The organism is Acinetobacter sp. AND/436, from assembly GCF_049546925.1.
Classification (GTDB): domain Bacteria; phylum Pseudomonadota; class Gammaproteobacteria; order Pseudomonadales; family Moraxellaceae; genus Acinetobacter; species Acinetobacter indicus.
Genome location: NZ_JBMXBO010000001.1, coordinates 1 through 20,393, shown reverse-complemented (window position 1 = coordinate 20,393; position 20,393 = coordinate 1). Strand labels below are relative to the sequence as shown.

Annotated in this window: 17 protein-coding genes, 4 tRNA genes and 1 pseudogene; 15 read left to right on the top strand and 7 right to left on the bottom strand. The window is 47.9% G+C overall.

Features of this window, described 5'->3' with window-relative positions; all coding sequences use genetic code 11:
- Positions 1–241: 241 nt before the first annotated feature.
- Together ACPEPR_RS00110 and ACPEPR_RS00105 are read left to right on the top strand one after the other, a co-directional pair.
- Positions 242–760: a DUF1543 domain-containing protein gene (locus ACPEPR_RS00110; RefSeq protein ID WP_168399780.1), complete on the top strand. Its 519-nt coding sequence runs from the start codon at positions 242–244 to the stop codon at positions 758–760.
- Positions 761–927: 167 nt separating this feature from the next.
- Positions 928–1,920: a DUF2804 domain-containing protein gene (locus ACPEPR_RS00105; RefSeq protein WP_005179978.1), complete on the top strand. Its 993-nt coding sequence runs from the start codon at positions 928–930 to the stop codon at positions 1,918–1,920.
- 101 nt (positions 1,921–2,021) lie between these two features.
- Here the strand turns inward: ACPEPR_RS00105 and ACPEPR_RS00100 are convergent, their stop codons facing one another.
- Positions 2,022–2,900 (bottom strand): metal-dependent hydrolase, encoded by an 879-nt coding sequence (locus ACPEPR_RS00100; protein ID WP_016658655.1) that lies wholly within the window; start codon positions 2,898–2,900, stop codon positions 2,022–2,024.
- 120 nt (positions 2,901–3,020) lie between these two features.
- Here ACPEPR_RS00100 and ACPEPR_RS00095 point away from each other — a divergent pair, with 120 nt between their 5' ends.
- Entirely contained in the window at positions 3,021–4,091 is a 1,071-nt protein-coding gene (locus tag ACPEPR_RS00095) for a helix-turn-helix domain-containing protein (protein ID WP_423561780.1), read from the top strand.
- A 28-nt stretch (positions 4,092–4,119) separates the two neighbouring features.
- On the opposite strand, the gene ACPEPR_RS00090 is transcribed toward ACPEPR_RS00095, so the two are convergent.
- Positions 4,120–5,451 carry a Na+/H+ antiporter NhaC family protein gene (locus tag ACPEPR_RS00090; RefSeq protein WP_104489374.1) on the bottom strand — a complete coding sequence of 444 codons (1,332 nt, stop codon included), beginning with the start codon at positions 5,449–5,451 and terminating at the stop codon, positions 4,120–4,122.
- 364 nt (positions 5,452–5,815) lie between these two features.
- On the opposite strand from ACPEPR_RS00090, the gene trpA reads away from it, so the two are divergent.
- Genes trpA through ACPEPR_RS00070 form a run of 4 tightly spaced genes read left to right on the top strand, consistent with a single transcriptional unit; the run spans position 5,816 to position 9,814 of the window.
- Positions 5,816–6,619, top strand: coding sequence for a tryptophan synthase subunit alpha (gene trpA, locus ACPEPR_RS00085; protein WP_005179970.1), 804 nt, complete (start codon positions 5,816–5,818; stop codon positions 6,617–6,619).
- Positions 6,616–7,512 carry an acetyl-CoA carboxylase, carboxyltransferase subunit beta gene (gene accD, locus ACPEPR_RS00080; RefSeq protein WP_423561779.1) on the top strand — a complete coding sequence of 299 codons (897 nt, stop codon included), beginning with the start codon at positions 6,616–6,618 and terminating at the stop codon, positions 7,510–7,512. The genes trpA and accD overlap by 4 nt, the downstream gene beginning before the upstream one ends.
- Entirely contained in the window at positions 7,509–8,792 is a 1,284-nt protein-coding gene (folC, locus tag ACPEPR_RS00075) for a bifunctional tetrahydrofolate synthase/dihydrofolate synthase (protein WP_075168227.1), read from the top strand. The genes accD and folC overlap by 4 nt, the downstream gene beginning before the upstream one ends.
- Entirely contained in the window at positions 8,789–9,814 is a 1,026-nt protein-coding gene (locus tag ACPEPR_RS00070; protein WP_104473719.1) for an SPOR domain-containing protein, read from the top strand. The genes folC and ACPEPR_RS00070 overlap by 4 nt, the downstream gene beginning before the upstream one ends.
- Before the next feature lie 33 nt (positions 9,815–9,847).
- Here the strand turns inward: ACPEPR_RS00070 and ACPEPR_RS00065 are convergent, their stop codons facing one another.
- Together ACPEPR_RS00065 and ACPEPR_RS00060 are read right to left on the bottom strand one after the other, a co-directional pair.
- A complete protein-coding gene (locus tag ACPEPR_RS00065; protein WP_423561778.1) occupies positions 9,848–10,429 on the bottom strand; it encodes a dual specificity protein phosphatase family protein in 582 nt (193 codons plus the stop codon).
- Positions 10,430–10,565: 136 nt separating this feature from the next.
- Positions 10,566–11,207 carry a peroxiredoxin gene (locus ACPEPR_RS00060; protein WP_005179960.1) on the bottom strand — a complete coding sequence of 214 codons (642 nt, stop codon included), beginning with the start codon at positions 11,205–11,207 and terminating at the stop codon, positions 10,566–10,568.
- A gap of 339 nt (positions 11,208–11,546) precedes the next feature.
- Between ACPEPR_RS00060 and secA the strand changes: the two genes are divergently transcribed.
- From secA to ACPEPR_RS00020, 8 genes are all read left to right on the top strand, one after another.
- Entirely contained in the window at positions 11,547–14,264 is a 2,718-nt protein-coding gene (secA, locus tag ACPEPR_RS00055; protein ID WP_160241013.1) for a preprotein translocase subunit SecA, read from the top strand.
- 157 nt (positions 14,265–14,421) lie between these two features.
- Positions 14,422–14,775, top strand: coding sequence for a hypothetical protein (locus tag ACPEPR_RS00050; RefSeq protein WP_005179954.1), 354 nt, complete (start codon positions 14,422–14,424; stop codon positions 14,773–14,775).
- Positions 14,776–14,935: 160 nt separating this feature from the next.
- Complete coding sequence (gene argJ / locus ACPEPR_RS00045) at positions 14,936–16,156, top strand: bifunctional glutamate N-acetyltransferase/amino-acid acetyltransferase ArgJ (protein ID WP_423561777.1); 1,221 nt, start codon at positions 14,936–14,938, stop codon at positions 16,154–16,156.
- 144 nt (positions 16,157–16,300) lie between these two features.
- Positions 16,301–17,368: a quinolinate synthase NadA gene (gene nadA, locus ACPEPR_RS00040; protein ID WP_005179948.1), complete on the top strand. Its 1,068-nt coding sequence runs from the start codon at positions 16,301–16,303 to the stop codon at positions 17,366–17,368.
- A 154-nt stretch (positions 17,369–17,522) separates the two neighbouring features.
- A tRNA-Pro gene (locus ACPEPR_RS00035) sits at positions 17,523–17,599 on the top strand.
- Between the two features lie 41 nt (positions 17,600–17,640).
- Positions 17,641–17,717, top strand: a tRNA-Arg gene (locus ACPEPR_RS00030).
- Between the two features lie 34 nt (positions 17,718–17,751).
- Positions 17,752–17,827: transfer RNA gene (locus ACPEPR_RS00025), tRNA-His, on the top strand.
- Positions 17,828–17,845: 18 nt separating this feature from the next.
- A tRNA-Pro gene (locus tag ACPEPR_RS00020) sits at positions 17,846–17,922 on the top strand.
- Positions 17,923–18,055: 133 nt separating this feature from the next.
- On the opposite strand, the gene ACPEPR_RS00015 is transcribed toward ACPEPR_RS00020, so the two are convergent.
- From ACPEPR_RS00015 to ACPEPR_RS00005, 3 genes and pseudogenes are all read right to left on the bottom strand, one after another.
- Positions 18,056–18,535, bottom strand: a complete 480-nt coding sequence (locus ACPEPR_RS00015; protein WP_423561776.1) for an OmpA family protein — start codon at positions 18,533–18,535, stop codon at positions 18,056–18,058.
- A 7-nt stretch (positions 18,536–18,542) separates the two neighbouring features.
- A pseudogene (locus ACPEPR_RS00010) lies at positions 18,543–19,586 on the bottom strand (diguanylate cyclase domain-containing protein).
- A gap of 188 nt (positions 19,587–19,774) precedes the next feature.
- The gene (locus tag ACPEPR_RS00005; protein ID WP_423561775.1) at positions 19,775–20,224 is read right to left on the bottom strand and encodes a YfiR family protein; all 450 of its coding nucleotides are present in this window, start codon (positions 20,222–20,224) and stop codon (positions 19,775–19,777) included.
- Positions 20,225–20,393 lie beyond the last annotated feature (169 nt).

The window sequence follows — 20,393 nt, the reverse complement described above, 5'->3', positions numbered from 1 at the left end:
TTTTTAAAGGAGGGACGAGGGGAGGATGATTATTCAGATCCGATTTTTGACACAAATTCAGGCAATTATAATTCATCCAGATTTTCCCTTACTTTGGAAAAGCCCAAAGTAAGCAAAGACTTTTGTTGAGCAGATCTGACGTCCCTGTCATGCTGCTCAACAGGCGACATCCCGATCGCCAACGCGTATCATATTGCTGATTTATCTTCTACCTGGTTAAAACCATCTTCTGGAGTTTCCCATGCCAAGTCTGTTTATTGTCATGTTGGGCGGTCGTCATGCCCGCGCCAATACCGAAGTGCACGATGTGGTGCTTGCCGTGGGTAACACGCTGGAAGAGACTTTCCCTCAGCTAAGACAGGCCTGGTTTGGTGATCAATCCGGCTTACATATTGATGCCTGGGCGCAAATCAATGGGGTGGAATTTGAAGGTAAACAATATCAGCTGCAATTTAGTAATGCGGCCCCGAATCAGGCGCATGAAAGACTCTGGCTGATTAATTTGGGCGGCTACGATGCGCGTGAATTTGGCGAATTGCATCGCTATGTTCTGGTGGTTGCACAAAATGCCATGGTGGCCAAACAGCGTGGCAAGGCATATTTTGCTGCACACTGGCAAAAGCAGCATACCGACCGGGTGCTGGATGTCGATGACTGCATCGCCATTGATCAGGTGCATGGCCGTTATGTGCAACTGGTGGCTGGGGAATTTGCCGGAAACCGCTGGGAAAATACCTATTTGCCTATTGCCGAGTCCTGACTGTAGCAGACTTAAGCAAGTGGTTTGGCTTGGATATTGTGAAAGAAAGCAATCTATGTTTTTGTTATTGTTTAGATAAAATAATCTTATTTTTATTTTTCTGGCCAGATTTTATAGGCATAATAAAGCGGTAGCTACAGTGTCTCAAACCACATGGAATGTCGTACATGGATTTAATACAACAGAATGGACAGCCACGTTACGGACGTTTTAAGCAATTACCGACCAGTATCCAATACCATCATTATCAATATAAAAGCCCTTATGGTGATGTGCTGTCTGGGTGGCGTAAACGATTAAAATATAAAAAGTTTAAATTTTGTTGTATTCAGCATGAGCACTACACCATCGGCCTGGCCATTGTTGATATTGCTTGGGCCGGGCATGGTTTTGTTTATATCTACAATCATTTGACCGGTGAAGTGCTGGAATGGGATGCGATCAGTTTTCTGGCCCGGCATACGGTGCTGGATGAGCAGCCGCTGTTTAACCATAGTCATTTTCATAAAGCCGGTTATCAGCTGGATATTCAGCATGCCAATGGAGTGCGTTATATCCGGGTGACTAAATACGGCGAACTGCGTCTGAGTGCGCGAATTTTCTGTGCCGGCACTGATCCATTAAGCATGTGCAGTCCGAATGGGATTAATGGCTGGACCTATACCCAAAAGCTGACCACGCTCGGCTGTGAAGGTTTTTTTATCAACAAGCAGGGACAAACCATCCAGTTTCATGACAAAACTTTTGTTTCTCTGGATGATACTTGTGGTTTTTTACGACCGGAAACGGCCTGGTTCTGGCTGTCTTGTAATTTCTGGGATGCCCAGAACAAGCGGGTCGGCATTAATCTGGCTTCTGGCGTCAATGAAAGCTTTGGCAATGAAAACTGCCTGTGGGTCAATGGCCGCCTGTATCCGCTGGCAGATGTGTTATTTGAGCAGCAGTCAGATAACCAGTGGAATATTGTCTCGCTGGACCAAAGCCTGAATTTAACCGTGACCACCGGCTGGCGCCGTTATGAAAATCTGAACCTGCGCCTGGTGGGCAGCCAGTTTAGCCAGTGGCAGGCCAAAGTCAGCGGTACCATTGTGCAGGATGATCAGGAAATTGTGTTCCTGAATGAATATGCCTTGCTGGAACAGCATTATGCCAAATGGTAGATCTTCGTCGCTGCTCCTTCTCACCAAAAAGCTACAACTCATCCACTCAATAAAAAAGCTGAACCTGACATTCAGCTTTTTTAATCCATCATAATTTTCCTTTAATCTTTAGCCGCCTGCCAGAAGGCTTCACCGGCCTGAATCGGATCATTGGTCTGTTCCAGGGTGTTAATCCAGACTTCATACTGGGCAATAATCGGATGCTGGCTGGGATGAAAATCTTTTTTAAACCAGTCCTTATATAGCCGGCCCATCCGGGTCAAGGTGCCTTTTTTGCCAAAGAACCACGGCAAACCTTTGGCATTCAGTTGCAGACGCTGCCACAGACTAAAGCCATCCTGTTTTAACATGATATTGGCCCGATAAATGGTAAAACCAAACATCAGGAACGTGGTCCAGACCAGGGCAAAATGCCGCATCGCTTCAGAAACTTGGGCCACATCACGCATTACATCAAAGGCCACATCCCGATGTTCCATTTCTTCAATCGCATGCCAGGCAAACAAGGCGCGCACATACGGATGTGCTTCAGCTAACGTCGAGCGATGGGCATAAAAAGTTTCAGCCATGAGGGCGGTCAGGTGCTCGGCTGCTGCCGTGGTGGCAATATTGTATTCCGGGGAGCGTTTTTCCAGTTCAAATTTAAAAATCCGGTTGAGCTGGCGGATAAACTGATCCACCGGCATGCCCTGATTTTTCATTAGCTGGTTCATTTTGTCATGCGCAATACCATGTTGGGCTTCCTGACGGATAAAGTCGGCCACGCGTTGTTGCAGTTCTGGCTGCTGAATCTGCTCGCGGTATAAGCGTACCGACTGAATAAAATAGCGTTCCCCATCGGGAAAGGTCAGGCTTAAGGCATCAAACATGCGGGTCAGAAAAGGATCTCCACCAAACCAGAAGCGTGGAATCTGTTCCAGCTTAAAGTCGAGATTGCTGCGCACCACTGGTTGCGCCTGATATTGGACTATGGCATTCATCTTGTTTTACTTCATCTAGTCGTTCATATCTGCAGTATGTCGGGCTTTAGCGGCTTTGTTTTGACAAGTCTTGCCAGTTTTTATACATTTTACGCCATAGTGAAAATAAGAAATGTCAGGATGACAACTTACCTGAGTGATATTCAGATTCCAAACGGCTATGTGCATTTGTGGCAGTCCTATCTGCAGGCACAAGGTGTGCAGCCGCAACAGCTCGAGCTGTCAGACAGCTTGCAGCAATATGTGCAGCATGTGCTCAGTTTGCCGATTGATGGCCAATCTTCCTGTCAGGCTTTTATTGCGCTGCTGGAACAGACCCGGCAGCAGCTGAACACAGCCTATCTGGTGTTTGAGCTGGCGCGTTTTATCCGTCCGGAGCATTTTGGTGTGCTCGGCTATATGGCCTCGCGCAGTAATAGCGTGGCCGAAGCCTTGCAGTATATTGCCCAGTTTAGCCGGCTGGTGATTGATGCCAACGAAGCGGTCCCCATGCAGATTCAGCAGCAGGATGATTTGCTGATTGTGTCTTGGCCGAATCCGCAGGATCAGAGCACGCTGATTCACGAAATCACCTTTGCCTGTATGCTGCAACTGGCCCGGCAGATGTTTGCGGCCGAGCACTTTCCCTTGCGCCGGGTTCATTTTGCCCATGCTCCGCAAACGGCGCTGTATCAATATCAAAAGTTTTATGGCTGCGAAGTGCTGTTTGATCAGCCGGATTATCAGCTGGTGCTGAGCATCGACAGCCTGCAGCTGCAACCACAGCAGCCTGATCCAACTTTAATCGGGATTTTAAAAAAACAGGCTGAAGAAGCGATGGCGGCCAAACCTTTGCTGGAAGGGCTGGACCAGAAGCTGCGTCATTTGATTGCCGATTATTTAAGGCTGCAGCAACAAGCACCCAAGCTGGATGAGCTGGCTGTCGAGCTGTGTATGTCCAGTCGCACTTTGCAGCGTCAACTGAGTGAACTGGGGACCTCATTTAAACAGCTGCTGGACATGGAACGGATCAAACGTTGTGAATTACTGTTACCGCAAAAGCTGAGTCTGACCGAGATTGCCAGCCAGCTCGGTTATTCCGATCAGTCGGCTTTGGCGCGTGCCTATAAAGCGCATTGCGGCCAGACCTTAACCGAGCGGCGGCGGGTACTGCGTCAGCAACAGACTGTCCATAAAAAAGCGGCTGAATAGCCGCTTGGAACAATTAAAAAGTACGGTTTTAAGACGTGCGCAGTTTGGGAAAACGCAAGGCAATGGCGGCAATCGCAAAAATCGCCAGCACCCAGCAATAATAGACACTGCCAATCAGCTCTACCGGTGACATTTTGGCAATCGAGCAGGCCAGCAATAACTGGGCGCCATAAGGAATCAGGCCTTGTACCACGCAGGAGAAAATATCCAGCAGGGCGGCAGCACGTTTCGGATCGACGCCATATTCCTGTGCCACTTCACGCGCCATATCTCCAGACAGGATAATCGCCACAGTATTGTTGGCCACAAACAGGTTGGAAAACACCACCAGAAAGCTGATCCCCAACTCACCAGCACGTTGCGCACCGACTTTAAACAGGCGAGTCAGTTTGTAGATGCGTTGAATCAGCCATTCCAGGCCACCTTCTTTTTGCATAATAGCCGATAGGCCGCCGAGGAGCATCGACAGCAACGCCACTTCAAACATGCCGACAAAACCGTCATAAATAGCACCATTCAGCTTGAGCAGATCAAACTCAGGCAGCATCAACAGTCCCATCAGTGCCGAGAGTAAAATCCCGATGGTTAACACTGCCAGTACATGCAGGCGGGAAAAGGCCAGCACAAACACCGCCACATAAGGCAAGATGAGCCAGGCGTTATACTCCTGATAGGCAATGGCCTGGGTATTCTGGTTAATCAGCATATAAATCAGCACTGTGATCAGCGCGGCCGGTACGGCAATCCAGACATTGACCTTGAATTTGTCACGCAGCTGTACTTTCTGGCTGCTGGTGGCGGCAATGGTGGTGTCGGAAATCATCGACAGGTTGTCGCCAAACATGGCACCGCCAACCACCGCACCAATGGTATAGACCGTGGCAATTTGCGTGGCTTCGGAAAAACCAAAGGCAATGGGTGCACAGGCTGCAATGGTGCCCATTGAGGTGCCCATGGCAGTGGCAACAAAGGCTGAAATCAGAAACAGCATCGGCAGTACAAATTCAGGCGGAATAATCGACAGGCCCAGCTGTACCGTGGCATTGACACTGCCAATGGCGCCACTGGTGCTGGCAAAGGCACCGGCCAGCATAAACACCATAAACATCAGGATCAGATTGGGATGGCTGGCGCCCTGCAAAAATTCTTCAATGGCCCGGTTCAGCTGACCACGATAGAGCAATAATGCCAGGATAATGGCTGGAATGGCTGCCACCGGCGCCTTGACCTGATAGAAGGCAAACTCGGTCCCAATCAGGGAATGGTAAATGCCACTGCCTAAAAAAATGGCTAAAAATACAATAAGTGGCAACAGCGCAAGCCCGCGAGCGTGCACTTTTGCCTGGGAGTCGGAAATCATAGAAATAAGAAAAAGTCTGAAAACGGCGCTAGTATAAAGCAGCTTTTGCTATTTCTGAAAACTTTAAATGTAAATGCTAACTGTCCTATTTTTATCATCTTTTTTGCTCAGTCATTGGGTTTTTCTAACTGCTTGAGATTGCTGGGAATAGCGAAATTAGGCATCTTTGATCATTGAGAAAAAAACCGAAATATCGGTAAATGTAGCTTTCGGGTTGTTCTGGAATTCGCGCTTTGCTGATGAAATCGGGCATCGACCAGCTGTGCTCTGTTCAATAAGCAAAAAATAGCGTTACAATGCGATGTCCTGTATTTCGACAATAGCAACTTATCAGTTTTGAATTATTCAAGGAAAGCACAGCCCTATGTCACGTTTAGCCACCCGATTTGCACAGTTGAAATCTCAACAACGTAAGGCCCTCGTATCTTATGTCATGGCAGGTGACCCACAGCCACAGGTAACGGTACCACTGTTACATCAAATGGTTGAGGCGGGTGTAGATGTGATTGAGCTTGGACTGCCATTCTCTGACCCGATGGCCGATGGTCCAGTCATTGCCTTGGCTGCAGAACGTGCATTGGCAGGGGGAACCAATACCCTCGATGCACTGAATATGGTCAAGGAATTCCGCCAAAAAGACACGGAAACACCAGTGGTGCTCATGGGTTATTTAAACCCGGTTGAGGTCATTGGCTACCAGAAGTTTGTCGCCTATGCGCATGAATGTGGGGTAGATGGTGTCTTGCTGGTGGATCTGCCGCCAGAAGAAGCTGCCGATTTAGACCAGATCTTACAGCAGTACGATATGGACCAGATTTTCCTGCTGGCACCAACCTCTACCGATGAGCGTATCCAGCATGTAGTGAAACAGGCCAGCGGCTTTATTTACTACGTGTCGCTCAAAGGCGTGACCGGTGCAGCCACTTTAGATGTCTCTGAAGCGGCGCAGCGGATTGAGAAAATCAAGGCAGTCACCGATGTACCGGTTGGTGTCGGTTTCGGTATCAGTGATGCGGCATCTGCCAAAGTCATGGGTGCCGTGGCAGATGCAGTCATCGTCGGCAGTGCTTTCGTAAAACAGTTTGCCAACCTCGAACCAGAACAAGCCGTGGTTGAAACGGTTAATAAAGTCAAGGAGCTTCGAGCCGCGCTCGATGAGTTAGTATGAGTCAAGAAGTCAAGCCAGGGAAAATCTTAAGCCCAACTACGCCGTGGACAGAACGCGGCGTACCGGGAATTCATGTACCGGATGAGCAGCAAGCCTTAAAGGCGACATTCACCGAACCAACCATCGAATGTCCGGAATGTCATGCACTGGTGACTCGTACAGCCATGTCTTTCAATGCCTATGTCTGCCCGCAATGTGACGAGCATTTACGCATGAAAGCGCGTGACCGTTTAACCTGGTTCCTCGATCAGGTCGATGCCGAACTGGGTCAGGAATTTTCTGCCAAAGATCCACTGAAATTTGTGGACAGCAAGCCGTATCCGGACCGTATGGCCGAAGCGCAAAAGAAAACCGGTGAAACTGAAGCTTTACTGGTCATGCAAGGTTTATTAAAAGGCGTGCCGGTAACCACCTGTGCCTTTGAATTTGACTTTATGGGCGGTTCTATGGGCACGGTGGTCGGTGACCGTTTTGTGCTGGCAGCGGAACGTGCCATGCAGCAACGTCAGCCGTTAATCTGCTTTGCCGCATCGGGCGGTGCGCGTATGCAGGAAGGCATGCTGTCTTTAATGCAGATGGCGCGTACTTCAGCAGCCATTCAGCGTTTAAAAGAAGCGGGCTTACCATATATCGTGGTCTTAACCCATCCGGTATATGGTGGCGTAACGGCATCATTAGCGATGTTGGGTGATGTTCATCTGGCGGAACCAAAAGCCATGATTGGCTTTGCCGGTAAGCGTGTAATTGAGCAAACCGTACGTGAAAAACTGGATGAACCGTTCCAGCGCGCGGAATACCTGCTTGATCATGGTGTGGTCGATCAGATTGTTCATCGTCATGCATTACGTGATACTGTATATCGCATTGTCACGAAACTGATGAATTTGTCTTGAATACAGCACCACTTGCAACCGACTCTTTAGAAACATGGCTCAATTATTGGAGCCATGTTCACGTTACAGGGATTGATTTAGGTCTGGAACGGGTGATTCCTGTGGCTGAAAAGCTGGGCGTCACTCACCCGGACGCAAAAGTGTTTACCGTCGCGGGCACCAATGGCAAAGGTTCCACCACCACCACCTTGGCCGCGATTTTAAATGCTCAGGGTTATCAGGTGGGGCTGTATCAGTCGCCGCATATTTACCGTTTTAATGAACGGGTCAAACTGGGCGGCGTCGAGGTCGATGACCAGCAACTGATTGAGGCCTTTGTACAGGTTGATCAGGCGCGTCGCGACTGTAATTTAAGTTTATCGTTTTTTGAAGCCACCACGCTGGCGGCTTTTGTCATTTTTAAGCAGCAGGCTTGTGATGTCTGGGTGCTGGAAGTTGGCCTGGGCGGTCGTCTGGATGTGGTCAATGTGGTACATCCCGATGTGGCCGTGATTACCAATATCGGGCTGGATCATACCGACTGGCTGGGCGATACCATTGAAAAAATTGCCTTTGAAAAAGCCGGCATCATCCGCCCGAATATTCCGGTGATCTTTGGCGGCGTGCAGGAATTACCGCAAGCCATTCAGGACAAGGCAGCACAGTGTCAGGCCCCGCTGTATGTCGCCAATCGTGATTATTTTTATCGCACCGCTGCAGATGGCCAGTCCTGGTTATTTGCCAGCAGTGGCAGCACCTTGAAATTACCGCTTGGCACGCTGGCGCTGGAAAATATATCGACCGCAGTTGCCGCCGTGTTACTTAGCGGTCTGAACATCCAGCAGCAGGCGATTGCCGAAGGCATCCAACAGGCCCAGCTCCCGGGCCGTTTTGAAATTCGCCAGATTGCCGGCAAGACCGTAATCTTTGACGCCGGGCACAATCCGCACGGTGTAGAGTTTTTGTTAAAGCAATTGCGAAATTATTTAAATTACAATAAACAGTACACCGAAGTGATCAGTGTGTTTTCCATGCTGGCCGATAAAGATGTGAATTCTGTCGTTGCCTTATTGAAAGAACATGTTTTAATGTGGAAAATTGCACAATTAAATGTTCCTCGTGCGGCAGACATCACACAGCTGAATGCGGCTCTCGAGGGCGAAACAGTACAGCACTTTGATAGTGTTCAATTAGCTTTTAAATCAGCGCTGGATGAAACGAACAATAATCAGCTGATTTTGGTATGTGGATCATTTCATACCTTAGAAGCGGTATGGGAGTATTTGGAAGAATGTCAATGAATAACAAACAGCGCTGGATGGGCGGCGTTGTTTTATTGGGTGGTGGTGTGTTATTGGCAGCATTACTCCTGAAAGGCCAAGAAGAAATACATCAAAATAATGTCAAAACGCCAGAACGGGTCGAACAGTTACAGCAAAATACTGTGCCTGAAGCCGAAATGATTCAGCTACAACCTTTAACGGTAGATGTAGAAACTGAAAAACGTCTGCTGGAAGAGCAGCGCCGTGCCCGTGAAAAAGCCGTGGCTGAACAGGAAGCGCGTGCAGCTGAATTCCTGGCCATGCAGCAGCAGGCAGAAGCTGAAGCCGCCCGTAAGGCTGCAGAAGAATATGCGGCCTTAAATGCACTACGTAATGGCCAGCAGCAAAGTTCTGACAATATTCCGCCAGAGCTGGTTGAAGATGAGCAGGCCAAACAAAAACGTCTGGCTGAAGAAAAACTGGCTGCCCAGAAAAAGCTGGAACAGCAAAAAGCAGCTGAAGCCAAAAAAGCTGCCGAGCAGAAAGCGGCCCAAGAGCGTACTGCTGCCGAGAAAAAAGCAGCAGAACAAAAAGCTGCGGAAGAAAAACGCTTAGCCGAAGAAAAGCGTCAGGCAGAAGCCAAACGCAAGGCCGAGCAGGAACGTAAGGCTGCTGAACAGAAAGCTGCAGAAGAGAAGCGCAAAGCTGAGGAAAAACGTCAGGCAGAAGCCAAACGTAAAGCCGAAGAAGAAGCCAAAAAGAAAGCTGAAGCCGAGAAAGCACGTAAACTGCTGGAAGGCGAAGATGATGGCAAGCAGTGGATGGTGCAGGTGGCACTGGCTGCCAATGAGGCCAATGCCGATGCACTGGCCGCGCGCTTAAAAGCCAAAGGCTATAAAGTCACCAAGAGTCCAACCTCTAAAGGGATCCGGATTATGGTGGGGCCATCCAAAGACCGTGAAAGTGCCGATGCAGCACGCAAGAAAATTGCAGCAGATGCCAGCCTGAACATGAAATCGGCCTGGGTCATTGACTGGGTGCCGTTAGATAAGCGGAACTAGTTGTAAGTATCCTTCGGTATTTTGCCCTTAGTTTTAATCTGATGGATTTGACAGTTGCTGTCGAATCCATTTTATATTTTCAGGACGAAATAAGGCATCAATATTGACCCAGATCGGATGGAAGCCAAAGCCGCCATATTTCATTTCTGCCAGCGCCTGTTCCACCGGCCAGTGTTCAAACATAATCCGGTACATGGCCACACTGGCCCCGGTCCGGTCTGCACCATGATAACAATGAATCAGCACTTTCTGCTGTTGGGCTTGGGCGGTTTGAATCTGCTGCATTACCTGCAATAAATCTTCCCGATCAATGGCCCAGGTATGAATCGGTAGATGCACCGATTGCAATCCATGCTGCTGCAGCGGTTTAGCCTCTGTCGCTTTGGGGCGTAGATTAATCACTACATCAATCTCATGCTGTTGTAACAATGTTGCCAGCTGCTGATCGGGCTGTTCGCTACGAAACAGCATCGGGCTGACCTGATAAAAATTGTGCTGCGCATCCAGCGGTTGAGCCCAGGTACTCGGGCGTTGCTGTTCAGATAAGGCCGGTGTGGTCATGCAGCCCGTGCAACAAATACAGGTCAGGACCAGGGCAAGCAGATTTTTGAGCATAGTGTTCTAATTGGTTGTGCTGAAATTGGTTGTGCTGGACCATCCCAGTGTAGCACGGCTGAGGTGCTGACCTTGTACCATGAAAAAATGCCCGTCCGAAGACAGGCATACAGGAAGATGAACGGATATTGATTATTTAGTCACGATTCGGCTGCGGGGTTAAACGCAGGTATGGTTTTACTGCGGTATAGCCTTTCGGGAAGCGCTGTTTTAATTCGGCTTCATCTTGCAGTGAAGGCACAATCACCACATCTTCACCCTCTTGCCAGTTGGCCGGGGTGGCCACTTTATAGTTGTCGGTCAGTTGCAGGGAATCGACCACGCGTAAAATTTCATGGAAATTACGTCCGGTAGAGGCCGGATAGGTAATAATCAGACGCACTTTTTTATTCGGGTCGATAATCACCAGGGAGCGTACCGTCAGGGTTTCGCTGGCATTGGGATGGATAAAATCATATAGCGTCGATACTTTACGGTCCTGATCGGCAATAATCGGAAAATTCACGCTGGTGTTCTGGGTTTCGTTAATGTCATTAATCCAGCCTTTGTGTGACTCGACATCATCGACCGACAGGGCAATGGCCTTGACGCCACGTTTTTCAAATTCCTGTTTGAGTTTTGCGGTATAGCCCAGTTCGGTGGTGCAGACCGGGGTGTAGTCGGCAGGATGTGAAAACAGGATGCCCCAGCTGTCGCCCAGAAATTCATAAAAGTTCAGGGTGCCTTCGCTTGATTCCTGAGTAAAGTCGGGTGCGGTATCGCCTAATCGTAAACTCATTTTAACTGCCTCATATCGTTGTTGTATTGGGGGATGGAATTGACTATGGCGCAATTCTTTTAGCATTGAAAATACTTTTTTTGTAATTCTTTATGAGTATATGGAATAAGTAGTTGCATGAAATGCTGAAAAAACATGCAGTCATATTGTCATGCTTTGACTATATCATCCGATTAAAATTTGCTACATTATTTTGCCTTAGCTTCGCTGTACGGATAGAAATCATCAGAATTTTTTGATGGGTTGTGTGCAAAACCCTTGTACTTCAAATTTCTAGCACCATAATAACGACTGAGAACAAATTATTCTTTTGACAAGCAAGATTTAGAGAGTCTATTCATGTTGGCAAGTCTGATCGGAGGAATCTTCGGTACCAAAAATGAGCGCGAACTCAAACGCATGCGTAAAATCGTAGACAAGATTAATGCGCTCGAGCCGACGATATCAGCCTTAAGCGATGCAGACTTATCTGCAAAAACCGAAGAATTCAAACAACGATATAACAAGGGCGAAAGTCTAGATAAGTTATTGCCAGAAGCGTTTGCAGTCTGCCGTGAAGCCGGGAAACGGGTCATGGGCATGCGCCATTATGATGTACAGCTGATTGGTGGTATTACCCTGCACGAAGGTAAAATTGCAGAAATGCGTACCGGTGAAGGTAAAACCTTAATGGGGACTTTGGCCTGTTACCTGAATGCCTTAAGTGGTGAAAGCGTACACGTGATTACCGTGAACGACTACCTGGCGCAGCGTGATGCCGAACTCAACCGTCCACTCTTTGAATTTCTGGGTTTAAGCATCGGCATTATTTATTCGATGCAGGACCCGACCGAAAAAGCGCAAGCCTATCGTGCCGATATTACTTACGGGACCAACAACGAATTTGGTTTCGACTATTTGCGTGACAACATGGTGTTCTCGCTGGCAGAGAAAAAGCAGCGTGGCCTGACCTATGCCATTATCGATGAAGTCGACTCGATCCTGATTGATGAAGCACGTACCCCGCTGATTATCTCGGGTCAGAGCGAAGACTCATCACAGCTGTATGCGGCGATTAATACCATTCCGCCTAAACTGCATCCGCAAAAAGAAGAGAAAGTGCCAGATGGCGGTCACTTCTGGATTGATGAAAAACAGCGTTCGGTTGAAATGACTGAAGTCGGTTATGAAACCGTAGAAAATGAACTGATTCAGATGGGTCTGCTGGCAGAAGGGGAAAGCCTGTATTCTGCTTCCAACCTGAATCTGGTACATCACGTGTCTGCGGCCATTCGTGCCCATTTCCTGTATCAGCGCAATGTGCATTACATCATCCATGATGGTGAAGTGATTATTGTCGATGAAAACACCGGCCGTACCATGCCGGGTCGTCGCTGGTCTGAAGGTCTGCATCAGGCAGTTGAAGCCAAAGAAGGTCTGGAAATCCAGCCTGAAAACCAGACTCTGGCCACCACCACCTTCCAGAACTACTTCCGTCTGTACAAAAAACTGTCCGGTATGACCGGTACTGCCGATACTGAAGCGGCAGAAATGAAAGAAATTTATGGTCTGGATGTGGTGATTATTCCAACCCACCGTCCAATGATCCGTCAGGACCATAACGATTTAATCTATTTAAATCGTGAAGGCAAATACAACGCGATTATTCAGGAAATCCTGCGCGTGCAGGAATCGGGTGTCGCGCCGATCCTGATTGGTACTGCCACCATTGAAGCCTCAGAAATCCTCTCGGACAAACTGAAAGAGGCCGGTATTCATCATGAAGTTCTGAACGCCAAACAGCATGAACGTGAAGCCGATATTATTGCCCAAGCCGGTGCACCACGTGCGGTGACCATTGCCACCAACATGGCGGGTCGTGGTACCGATATTCTGCTCGGTGGTAACTGGAAAGCGCTGCTGGCCAAAATTGAAAACCCGACACCTGAAGATGAACAACGTCTGAAAGAAGAATGGGACCAGAACCACGAAGCGGTACTGGCCTCAGGCGGTTTGCATATTATTGGTTCTGAACGCCATGAATCACGCCGTATTGATAACCAGCTGCGTGGTCGTGCCGGTCGTCAGGGTGACCCGGGTGTGTCGCGTTTCTATCTGTCACTTGAAGATGACCTGATGCGTATTTTCGCCGGTGATCGTGTGGTGGCCATGATGCGTGCCATGGGCCTGAAAGAAGATGAAGCCATTGAACACAAAATGGTGTCGCGTTCGATTGAAAATGCCCAGCGCAAAGTTGAAGCACGTAACTTCGATATCCGTAAGAACCTGTTGAAATACGATGACGTCAACAATGAACAGCGTAAGATTATTTACTCACAGCGTGATGAAATTCTTGCCGCAAACTCATTGCAAGATTACATCGAAGAAATGCACCGTGAAGTGATTCAGGGCGTGATTGCCAACTATGTACCACCAGAGTCGATTCATGATCAGTGGGATATTGACGGTCTGGAGCAGGCGTTACGTGAAGATCTGGCTTTAGATCTGCCAATTAACCAATGGTTAGAAGAAGATCGCCGTCTGGATGAAGAAGGTCTGGTCGAACGTATTTCTGATGAGCTGGTGGCTCGTTATAACAGCCGCCGTCAGCAAATGGGTGATGAATCTGCAGCCATGCTGGAGCGTCACTTTATGCTCAACTCGCTGGATCGTCACTGGAAAGACCATCTGGCGGCAATGGATTACTTGCGTCAAGGCATTCATTTACGTGGTTATGCGCAAAAGAATCCGGAGCAGGAATACAAGAAAGAAGCCTTTAACCTGTTTGTGAACATGCTCGCTGTGATCAAGTCTGATGTCGTGACTGACTTGTCTCGCGTACACGTACCAACAGCTGAAGAACTGGCTGAACTTGAAGCACAGAAACAGGCACAAGCCGAGGCGATGCAGCTGAATCTGTCTCATGCCGATGTGGACAGTCTGACCGGTGAAACTTTCGAAGCCGATGCGCAGCAGACAACCCCAACCGAAACGGTGTTTACGCCACCGGCAAGCCGTAATTCACCATGTCCATGTGGTTCAGGTCTGAAATACAAACAGTGCCACGGCAAAATCTAAGCCATTCAAAACATCTCGCAAAAAGCAGAATTTCGATTCTGCTTTTTTTTATTCCGCTAAGTGTTTGAATAGTTTTGCAAGATGTGAATACAGATTGCAGTGCAGGAAATTAAATGGTATTTAGTTGCACATTGCACACCGAAAAGTGGAAAACACAATGAAAAAAGTATTACAACCTTTACTGATTGTTGCTTTAGCAACGCCTGCTTTGGCTTTTGCCAATACCCAAACCACCACGCCGGCAAAAGTTCAGGCCGCAGTCGGTGTAAGCACCACCCAAGCAGTGGTCAATAATGACCAGGTGACGGTTGCAAGCCCACGTACCGGTATCCGTTATACCTTTGCCAACCCGAATAAACGTCCGATTGTGCTCCAGACTGCAGCCATTGCTCCGGCCAATGCTGCCAATGCCGACCGCATTGTTGCTTCTAACCCGGCCCTGTCTGCAGAAAGCCAGCAAAAAGCCAAACAGGCTTTATTAAACGAAGCTGCGCAACTGGCCAAAAACTAAGGGTCAAGCACACAACACTAACCAGCCTGAGGGCTGGTTTTTTATTGTACGGCAGTTGAGTCCGGTCACAATTTTGTGGATGACGGGTTCTGCTCGATTTTTTCCTGATTTTGTTCTAAGCTGTGCACACTGAATTATTAACTGGTTGGACGTTTTAAAAATGGCAGTAGGTGACGTTTCTATGCCACAGATGCATGTGGTCAAAGGGGTGAGAATTGGGACAGCAGAAGCCTATGTTCGTTATAAGAACCGACGTGACCTTGTTATTTTTGAACTGGCCGAAGGTGCCAATGTCGCCGGTGTGTTTACCCAAAACGCCTTTTGTGCAGCGCCTGTGCATATCTGTAAAGCGCATCTGCAGGCGGGTAATCCACGTTATTTAGTGATTAACACCGGCAATGCCAATGCCGGAACCGGTAAAACCGGTATGCAAAATGCAGCAGCAACCTGTGCCAAGCTGGCTGAACTGGCAGGTGTACAGACCGCCGAAGTATTGCCATTTTCTACCGGTGTGATTGGCGAGCAGTTACCAATTGAGCGTTTAACTGCGGGTTTACAACCGGCCCTAGACAGCTTGCGTGCTGATGCCTGGGACGACGCTGCCCGCGGTATTATGACCACAGATACCACACCGAAAGGTGCATCTGAGCAGTTTGAACTGGATGGCATCACTTATACCATGACCGGTATTTCTAAAGGTGCCGGCATGATTCGCCCGAATATGGCGACCATGCTTGGTTATGTGGCCACTGATGCTCCAATCAGCCGTGAACTGGTACAGCAACTGTTGAGTAGTACGGTTAATGTCTCGTTTAACCGCATCACTGTCGATGGCGATACCTCAACCAATGACTCCTGTATCTTCATTGCAACTGGCCAAGCCGGTGGTACAGAAATCAGCTCGACCGAAGATCCGCGTTATACCGTAGTATTAGAGGTTTTAACCCGGGTGATGACACGTCTGGCGCAGCTGATTGTGCGTGATGGTGAAGGCGCGACCAAATTTATTACCGTTGCAGTCGAAGGTGGACAAAATACCCAGGAATGTTGCGATATTGCTTACAGTATTGCTCATTCACCGCTAGTAAAAACCGCTATTTTTGCCTCAGATCCAAACTGGGGCCGTATTCTGGCGGCCATTGGTTATGCGGGCGTGCCAAATTTAGACGTTGAAAAAATTCAGGTTTGGTTAGATGATGTACAAATCTGTAAAGATGGCGGCGCCGCAGCGGACTATACCGAAGAAGCCGGCGCACGTGTCATGGCGCAGCAGGAAATGACCATTCGTGTAGATTTAGGTCGTGGCCAGGCTCAAGATACCGTCTATACCTGCGATTTATCTTATGATTATGTCAAGATTAATGCAGACTACCGTTCTTAAGTCCCTGATGTATTTCTGAAAAAGCCTCCGTTGTGAGGCTTTTTTACAACGCTGTATTTTTAATGATTGGTCAAGCACTGACACTGACCAATTGCTGATGTAACTGCTTGTGCAAACAAGCATTTCGATAGAGAAGACGCTGTTATGAATGATGCGACCAATTTAATTGCCAATGAAGCAAAGTCGATTGTGCAGGCGCATTTAGACCGTTTGGGTGAACCGAAAGAAAATCATTTAACTGAAGAAGCCAAGCAGGCCAAATTTGCCTTAATTCAGGCCGAACTTAAAAAACGTGATGCAGTACTGGTGGCACACTATTATTGCGATCCTGAAGTGCAAGAGCTGGCAGAGCTGACGGGTGGTTGTGTATCGGATTCACTGGAAATGGCACGTTTTGGTCGTGATCATGCAGCGTCAACCTTGGTGGTGGCCGGGGTGAAATTTATGGGCGAAACCGCCAAAATCCTGTCACCTGAGAAAACAGTGCTGATGCCGACGCTGGAAGCCACCTGTTCACTCGACCTGGGCTGCCCGGTAGATGAATTTACCCAATTCTGCGATGCCCATCCTGATCATACCGTAGTGGTGTATGCCAACACCTCGGCTGCTGTGAAAGCCCGTGCCGACTGGGTGGTAACCTCAAGCTGTGCGGTTGAAATTGTCGAGCATCTCGATAGCCTGGGTGAAAAAATTATCTGGGCACCGGATCAGCATTTGGGGCGTTATATCCAGAAAAAAACGGGCGCAGATATGCTACTCTGGGATGGTGCCTGTATCGTGCATGAAGAATTCCGTGCCCGCGGGATTGCACAAATGAAAGCGCTTTATCCGGATGCAGCGGTGCTGGTGCATCCAGAATCACCAGAATCGGTGGTGGATATTGCTGATGCAGTCGGCAGTACCTCACAACTAATCAAGGCTGCCCAGACTTTGCCACATGAGCGTTTAATTGTGGCGACCGACCGCGGGATTTTCTACAAAATGCAGCAGGCGGTACCGAACAAGATTCTGGTAGAAGCGCCGACCGCCGGTGAAGGCGCGACCTGTCGCTCATGCGCGCATTGCCCGTGGATGGCCATGAACGAACTGGATGGCATTTTGCAGGTTTTACAGCAGGGGGATCAGGAAATTTTTGTTGATCCGGCGCTGGCAGAACGCGCTAAATTACCGCTTGATCGCATGTTAAACTTCAGTGCGCAGCTAAAACGCTAAAAATTGATTGAAAAATGTCTAAAATGCTTGATAAATAAGCGGTTGAAGAGATTTTTCATATTTTTTTAAAGATAGGTGTTGACGTCCACGGGCGTCGCGCCTAGAATGCACACCGTACCGCACGATGTGCGATACACGAAAAGCTGAGATGAAACGGAGCATAGCACAGCCTGGTAGTGCACCTGGTTTGGGACCAGGGGGTCGTAGGTTCGAATCCTACTGCTCCGACCAATTTCTCAAGGCAACGATGTGTTTTTGGTATCATCGGTTAAGCGCTTGTAGCTCAGTTGGATAGAGCATCCGCCTTCTAAGCGGATGGTCACAGGTTCGAATCCTGTCAGGCGCGCCATTTTGGTGGCTTGGTATTGTAGAACTAATTGATGGTGGATGTAGCTCAGTTGGTAGAGCCCTGGATTGTGATTCCAGTTGTCGCGGGTTCGAATCCCGTCATTCACCCCAACTTTTAAAGTTGAACATCGGAGCATAGCACAGCCTGGTAGTGCACCTGGTTTGGGACCAGGGGGTCGTAGGTTCGAATCCTACTGCTCCGACCACTTTCCCTAAAGTTGAAAGATAAAAGATGCCGCGTTAAGCGGTTTTTTTATGCCTGAAATTTAAGTCTGCTGATAAAATCTCCCCATAAAAAAAGCCTCTGCAAGAGGCTGATTCTACAAAGTAGCAAAATACTTAAGGCACAATCACCACAGTTACACGACGGTTCATCGCCCGGTTTTCAGGAGAGGTGTTTGGTACCAGCGGCTGTTCTGCACCGCGAGGAATTACCTGTAAATTCACTGGTCGAAAACCTTGTTGCATAAAAATTTGTGCGACATTTTCGGCACGTTCTCCGGACAGCTTAAGGTTATAGGCCAGGTCACCGACATTGTCGCTATGTCCAATAATTTTGACTTTATCTAGTTTATATTTCAGCAACTTGCTCGAGAGTTGCTGTAAGGCTTGCTGGTTATGCGCCTGGATCTCGGCCTGATCAAAACCGAACAGCAGTTTTTCTGGTAGGCCTAAGCTCCAGCCCTCGCTGGTCAGGCTAAAACCTTCCTGCTTGAGCATGCGGGCCTGTTTGTAATTGAGCTGCCCCAGACTCATGCAGGCACTGAGGGTAGTCAGTGCAAGCAGCAGACAAGCAGTTTTAAAAATATGTTTTAACATGAATAAACTAACCTTTGGCCATGCGCCCGTGCTCTGCAAAAATGTACCAGTGTTGTGCGAGCTGCTTGGCCTTATACATGGCCATATCTGCATTATTGATCAGCATTTCAGGAGATGATGCTGACTGCGCGAGTGCGATGCCAATACTAAAACTGAAATAAATAGGATGATGATTAAAAATTAAAGGCTGGCGACAGCAGTGGAGTAAATTTTAACTTATTCTAATTAAATCATGATGATATTCAATATTTTTTACAATAATTGCGAACTCATCACCACCGAGGCGGGACATAAAATCATGCTGGTTTAACGCTTGGCGCAAGCGTTTGACCATTTCCAGCAGCACGGCATCACCGGCGGCATGGCCGTGGCGATTATTAATTTCTTTAAAGTTATCGTTATCAATAAACAGCAGGGCAATGCTGTCTTGCGTACCTTGGGCAAAACTCTGTGCCAGCATTTGATGGAAATATTCACGATTAGGAAGTTGGGTCAGTCCATCATGACGGGCCTGATGCGACAATTGATGATTTTCATGTTGCAGGGCCCGGGTTGAGGCTTCAATTTTGTCCAGCAGTTCATTTACCACGCGATTAATTTCCTGAAACTCAGAAATTTCAGACGAGGGCAGGCGTAGCTGATAATTTTTATTGGTGCTGATGGTCTGGGTGGTCTGTACCAGTGGATTGACCGCTTTCATCAAATGTCGGTAAACCGCATTTGCCGACCAGAACAGTAAGGCCAGCAGTAAAATAAAGCTAATGGTCAGCGCCAGTAGAATGGTATAGAAAAAACTGACATGGGTGGAGGCATTGCCATAGACCACCAGTTGTCCAAAATTTTGCTGCTGATGCTGAATCTCGACTGTCACTGGCTCACGAAAATACAGCCAGTCCAGTAAATACTGAATAAACGGTAACGCATTTTGATGATGATGAATGGTCGACAGGACTTCACCATTGGTTGCGATGACTTGAATTGAGTGAATTGGATATTGCTCGGCATATTCAGCCAGAATCTTCTGAATTGTATAGGTGTCATGAAAGACCACAGCGGGCTGAATCCGCTCTGCCAGAGAACCGGATAAAATACTCAAACTCTGTTTGGCATAACTTCCAGGGTGTAATTAGACACCACACAAAAAATACCTAGGCATAAACCAAAGGTCAAAATAAAAATCACCAGCTGGTACGAACGGAAAATACGTCGTAGCGATACTGCTTTGGGCTTATTCATGCTTTAGGCCCCCGTTTTTACCCAGTAATAATACCCGGGGGCAATATGTACCTGCGATTGCGTCAGACTTTGCATATTCACCCTAAATGAATACTGCTGATTTTTCTTCTGGTAAAGGCAAAAGACGCTGCCCAGCTCACAGGCTGAATTGGTGGTGCTAATGCTTAAGGCGGGATAACGCACTGTACTGTTCAGAATATTCTGTTCTTCACGTGGGCTTAGGTTGGAAAAGACAATGGCCTGATAACTGGTCTGTTTTAAATCGTCTAATTGTAGTGGGCTGATTTTATAAACATGCTGTGTGCTACGCTGGCTTTTAAATTGTTGTGCTAGCGCTGGATTATTCACAATACAAATATTCGGCGTGTTTTGCTCCCATTTGGCATAACTTAAAATGGCATACACCATTTGCGGTGCACCAGTGGTTGGGCTATTGGCATGGGCAGGGTGCAAAAATAAACACAGCAAAAAACACAGTGTTTTGTGTAAGGGGAGAGAAGGCATTTTTATAAAAAATTAAAAATAAAATTATGGCCGCAGTCTAACTAAAATAAAAATGAAAGAAAGGATAAAAAATAAACTGAAAAACCTGAAATTGGTCATAAAAAATACAGTTAAGATA

What these genes read in the sequence shown, in the direction of transcription:
- secA (WP_160241013.1), top strand. Translation starts at nt 11,547, where the DNA reads ATGTTGGCAAGTCTGATCGGAGGAATCTTCGGTACCAAAAATGAGCGC.
- ACPEPR_RS00065 (WP_423561778.1), bottom strand. Translation starts at nt 10,429, where the DNA reads ATGCTCAAAAATCTGCTTGCCCTGGTCCTGACCTGTATTTGTTGCACG.
- ACPEPR_RS00090 (WP_104489374.1), bottom strand. Translation starts at nt 5,451, where the DNA reads ATGATTTCCGACTCCCAGGCAAAAGTGCACGCTCGCGGGCTTGCGCTG.
- ACPEPR_RS00070 (WP_104473719.1), top strand. Translation starts at nt 8,789, where the DNA reads ATGAATAACAAACAGCGCTGGATGGGCGGCGTTGTTTTATTGGGTGGT.
- ACPEPR_RS00060 (WP_005179960.1), bottom strand. Translation starts at nt 11,207, where the DNA reads ATGAGTTTACGATTAGGCGATACCGCACCCGACTTTACTCAGGAATCA.
- nadA (WP_005179948.1), top strand. Translation starts at nt 16,301, where the DNA reads ATGAATGATGCGACCAATTTAATTGCCAATGAAGCAAAGTCGATTGTG.
- ACPEPR_RS00095 (WP_423561780.1), top strand. Translation starts at nt 3,021, where the DNA reads ATGACAACTTACCTGAGTGATATTCAGATTCCAAACGGCTATGTGCAT.
- ACPEPR_RS00015 (WP_423561776.1), bottom strand. Translation starts at nt 18,535, where the DNA reads ATGTTAAAACATATTTTTAAAACTGCTTGTCTGCTGCTTGCACTGACT.
- ACPEPR_RS00110 (WP_168399780.1), top strand. Translation starts at nt 242, where the DNA reads ATGCCAAGTCTGTTTATTGTCATGTTGGGCGGTCGTCATGCCCGCGCC.
- ACPEPR_RS00050 (WP_005179954.1), top strand. Translation starts at nt 14,422, where the DNA reads ATGAAAAAAGTATTACAACCTTTACTGATTGTTGCTTTAGCAACGCCT.
- trpA (WP_005179970.1), top strand. Translation starts at nt 5,816, where the DNA reads ATGTCACGTTTAGCCACCCGATTTGCACAGTTGAAATCTCAACAACGT.
- ACPEPR_RS00105 (WP_005179978.1), top strand. Translation starts at nt 928, where the DNA reads ATGGATTTAATACAACAGAATGGACAGCCACGTTACGGACGTTTTAAG.
- accD (WP_423561779.1), top strand. Translation starts at nt 6,616, where the DNA reads ATGAGTCAAGAAGTCAAGCCAGGGAAAATCTTAAGCCCAACTACGCCG.
- ACPEPR_RS00100 (WP_016658655.1), bottom strand. Translation starts at nt 2,900, where the DNA reads ATGAATGCCATAGTCCAATATCAGGCGCAACCAGTGGTGCGCAGCAAT.
- argJ (WP_423561777.1), top strand. Translation starts at nt 14,936, where the DNA reads ATGGCAGTAGGTGACGTTTCTATGCCACAGATGCATGTGGTCAAAGGG.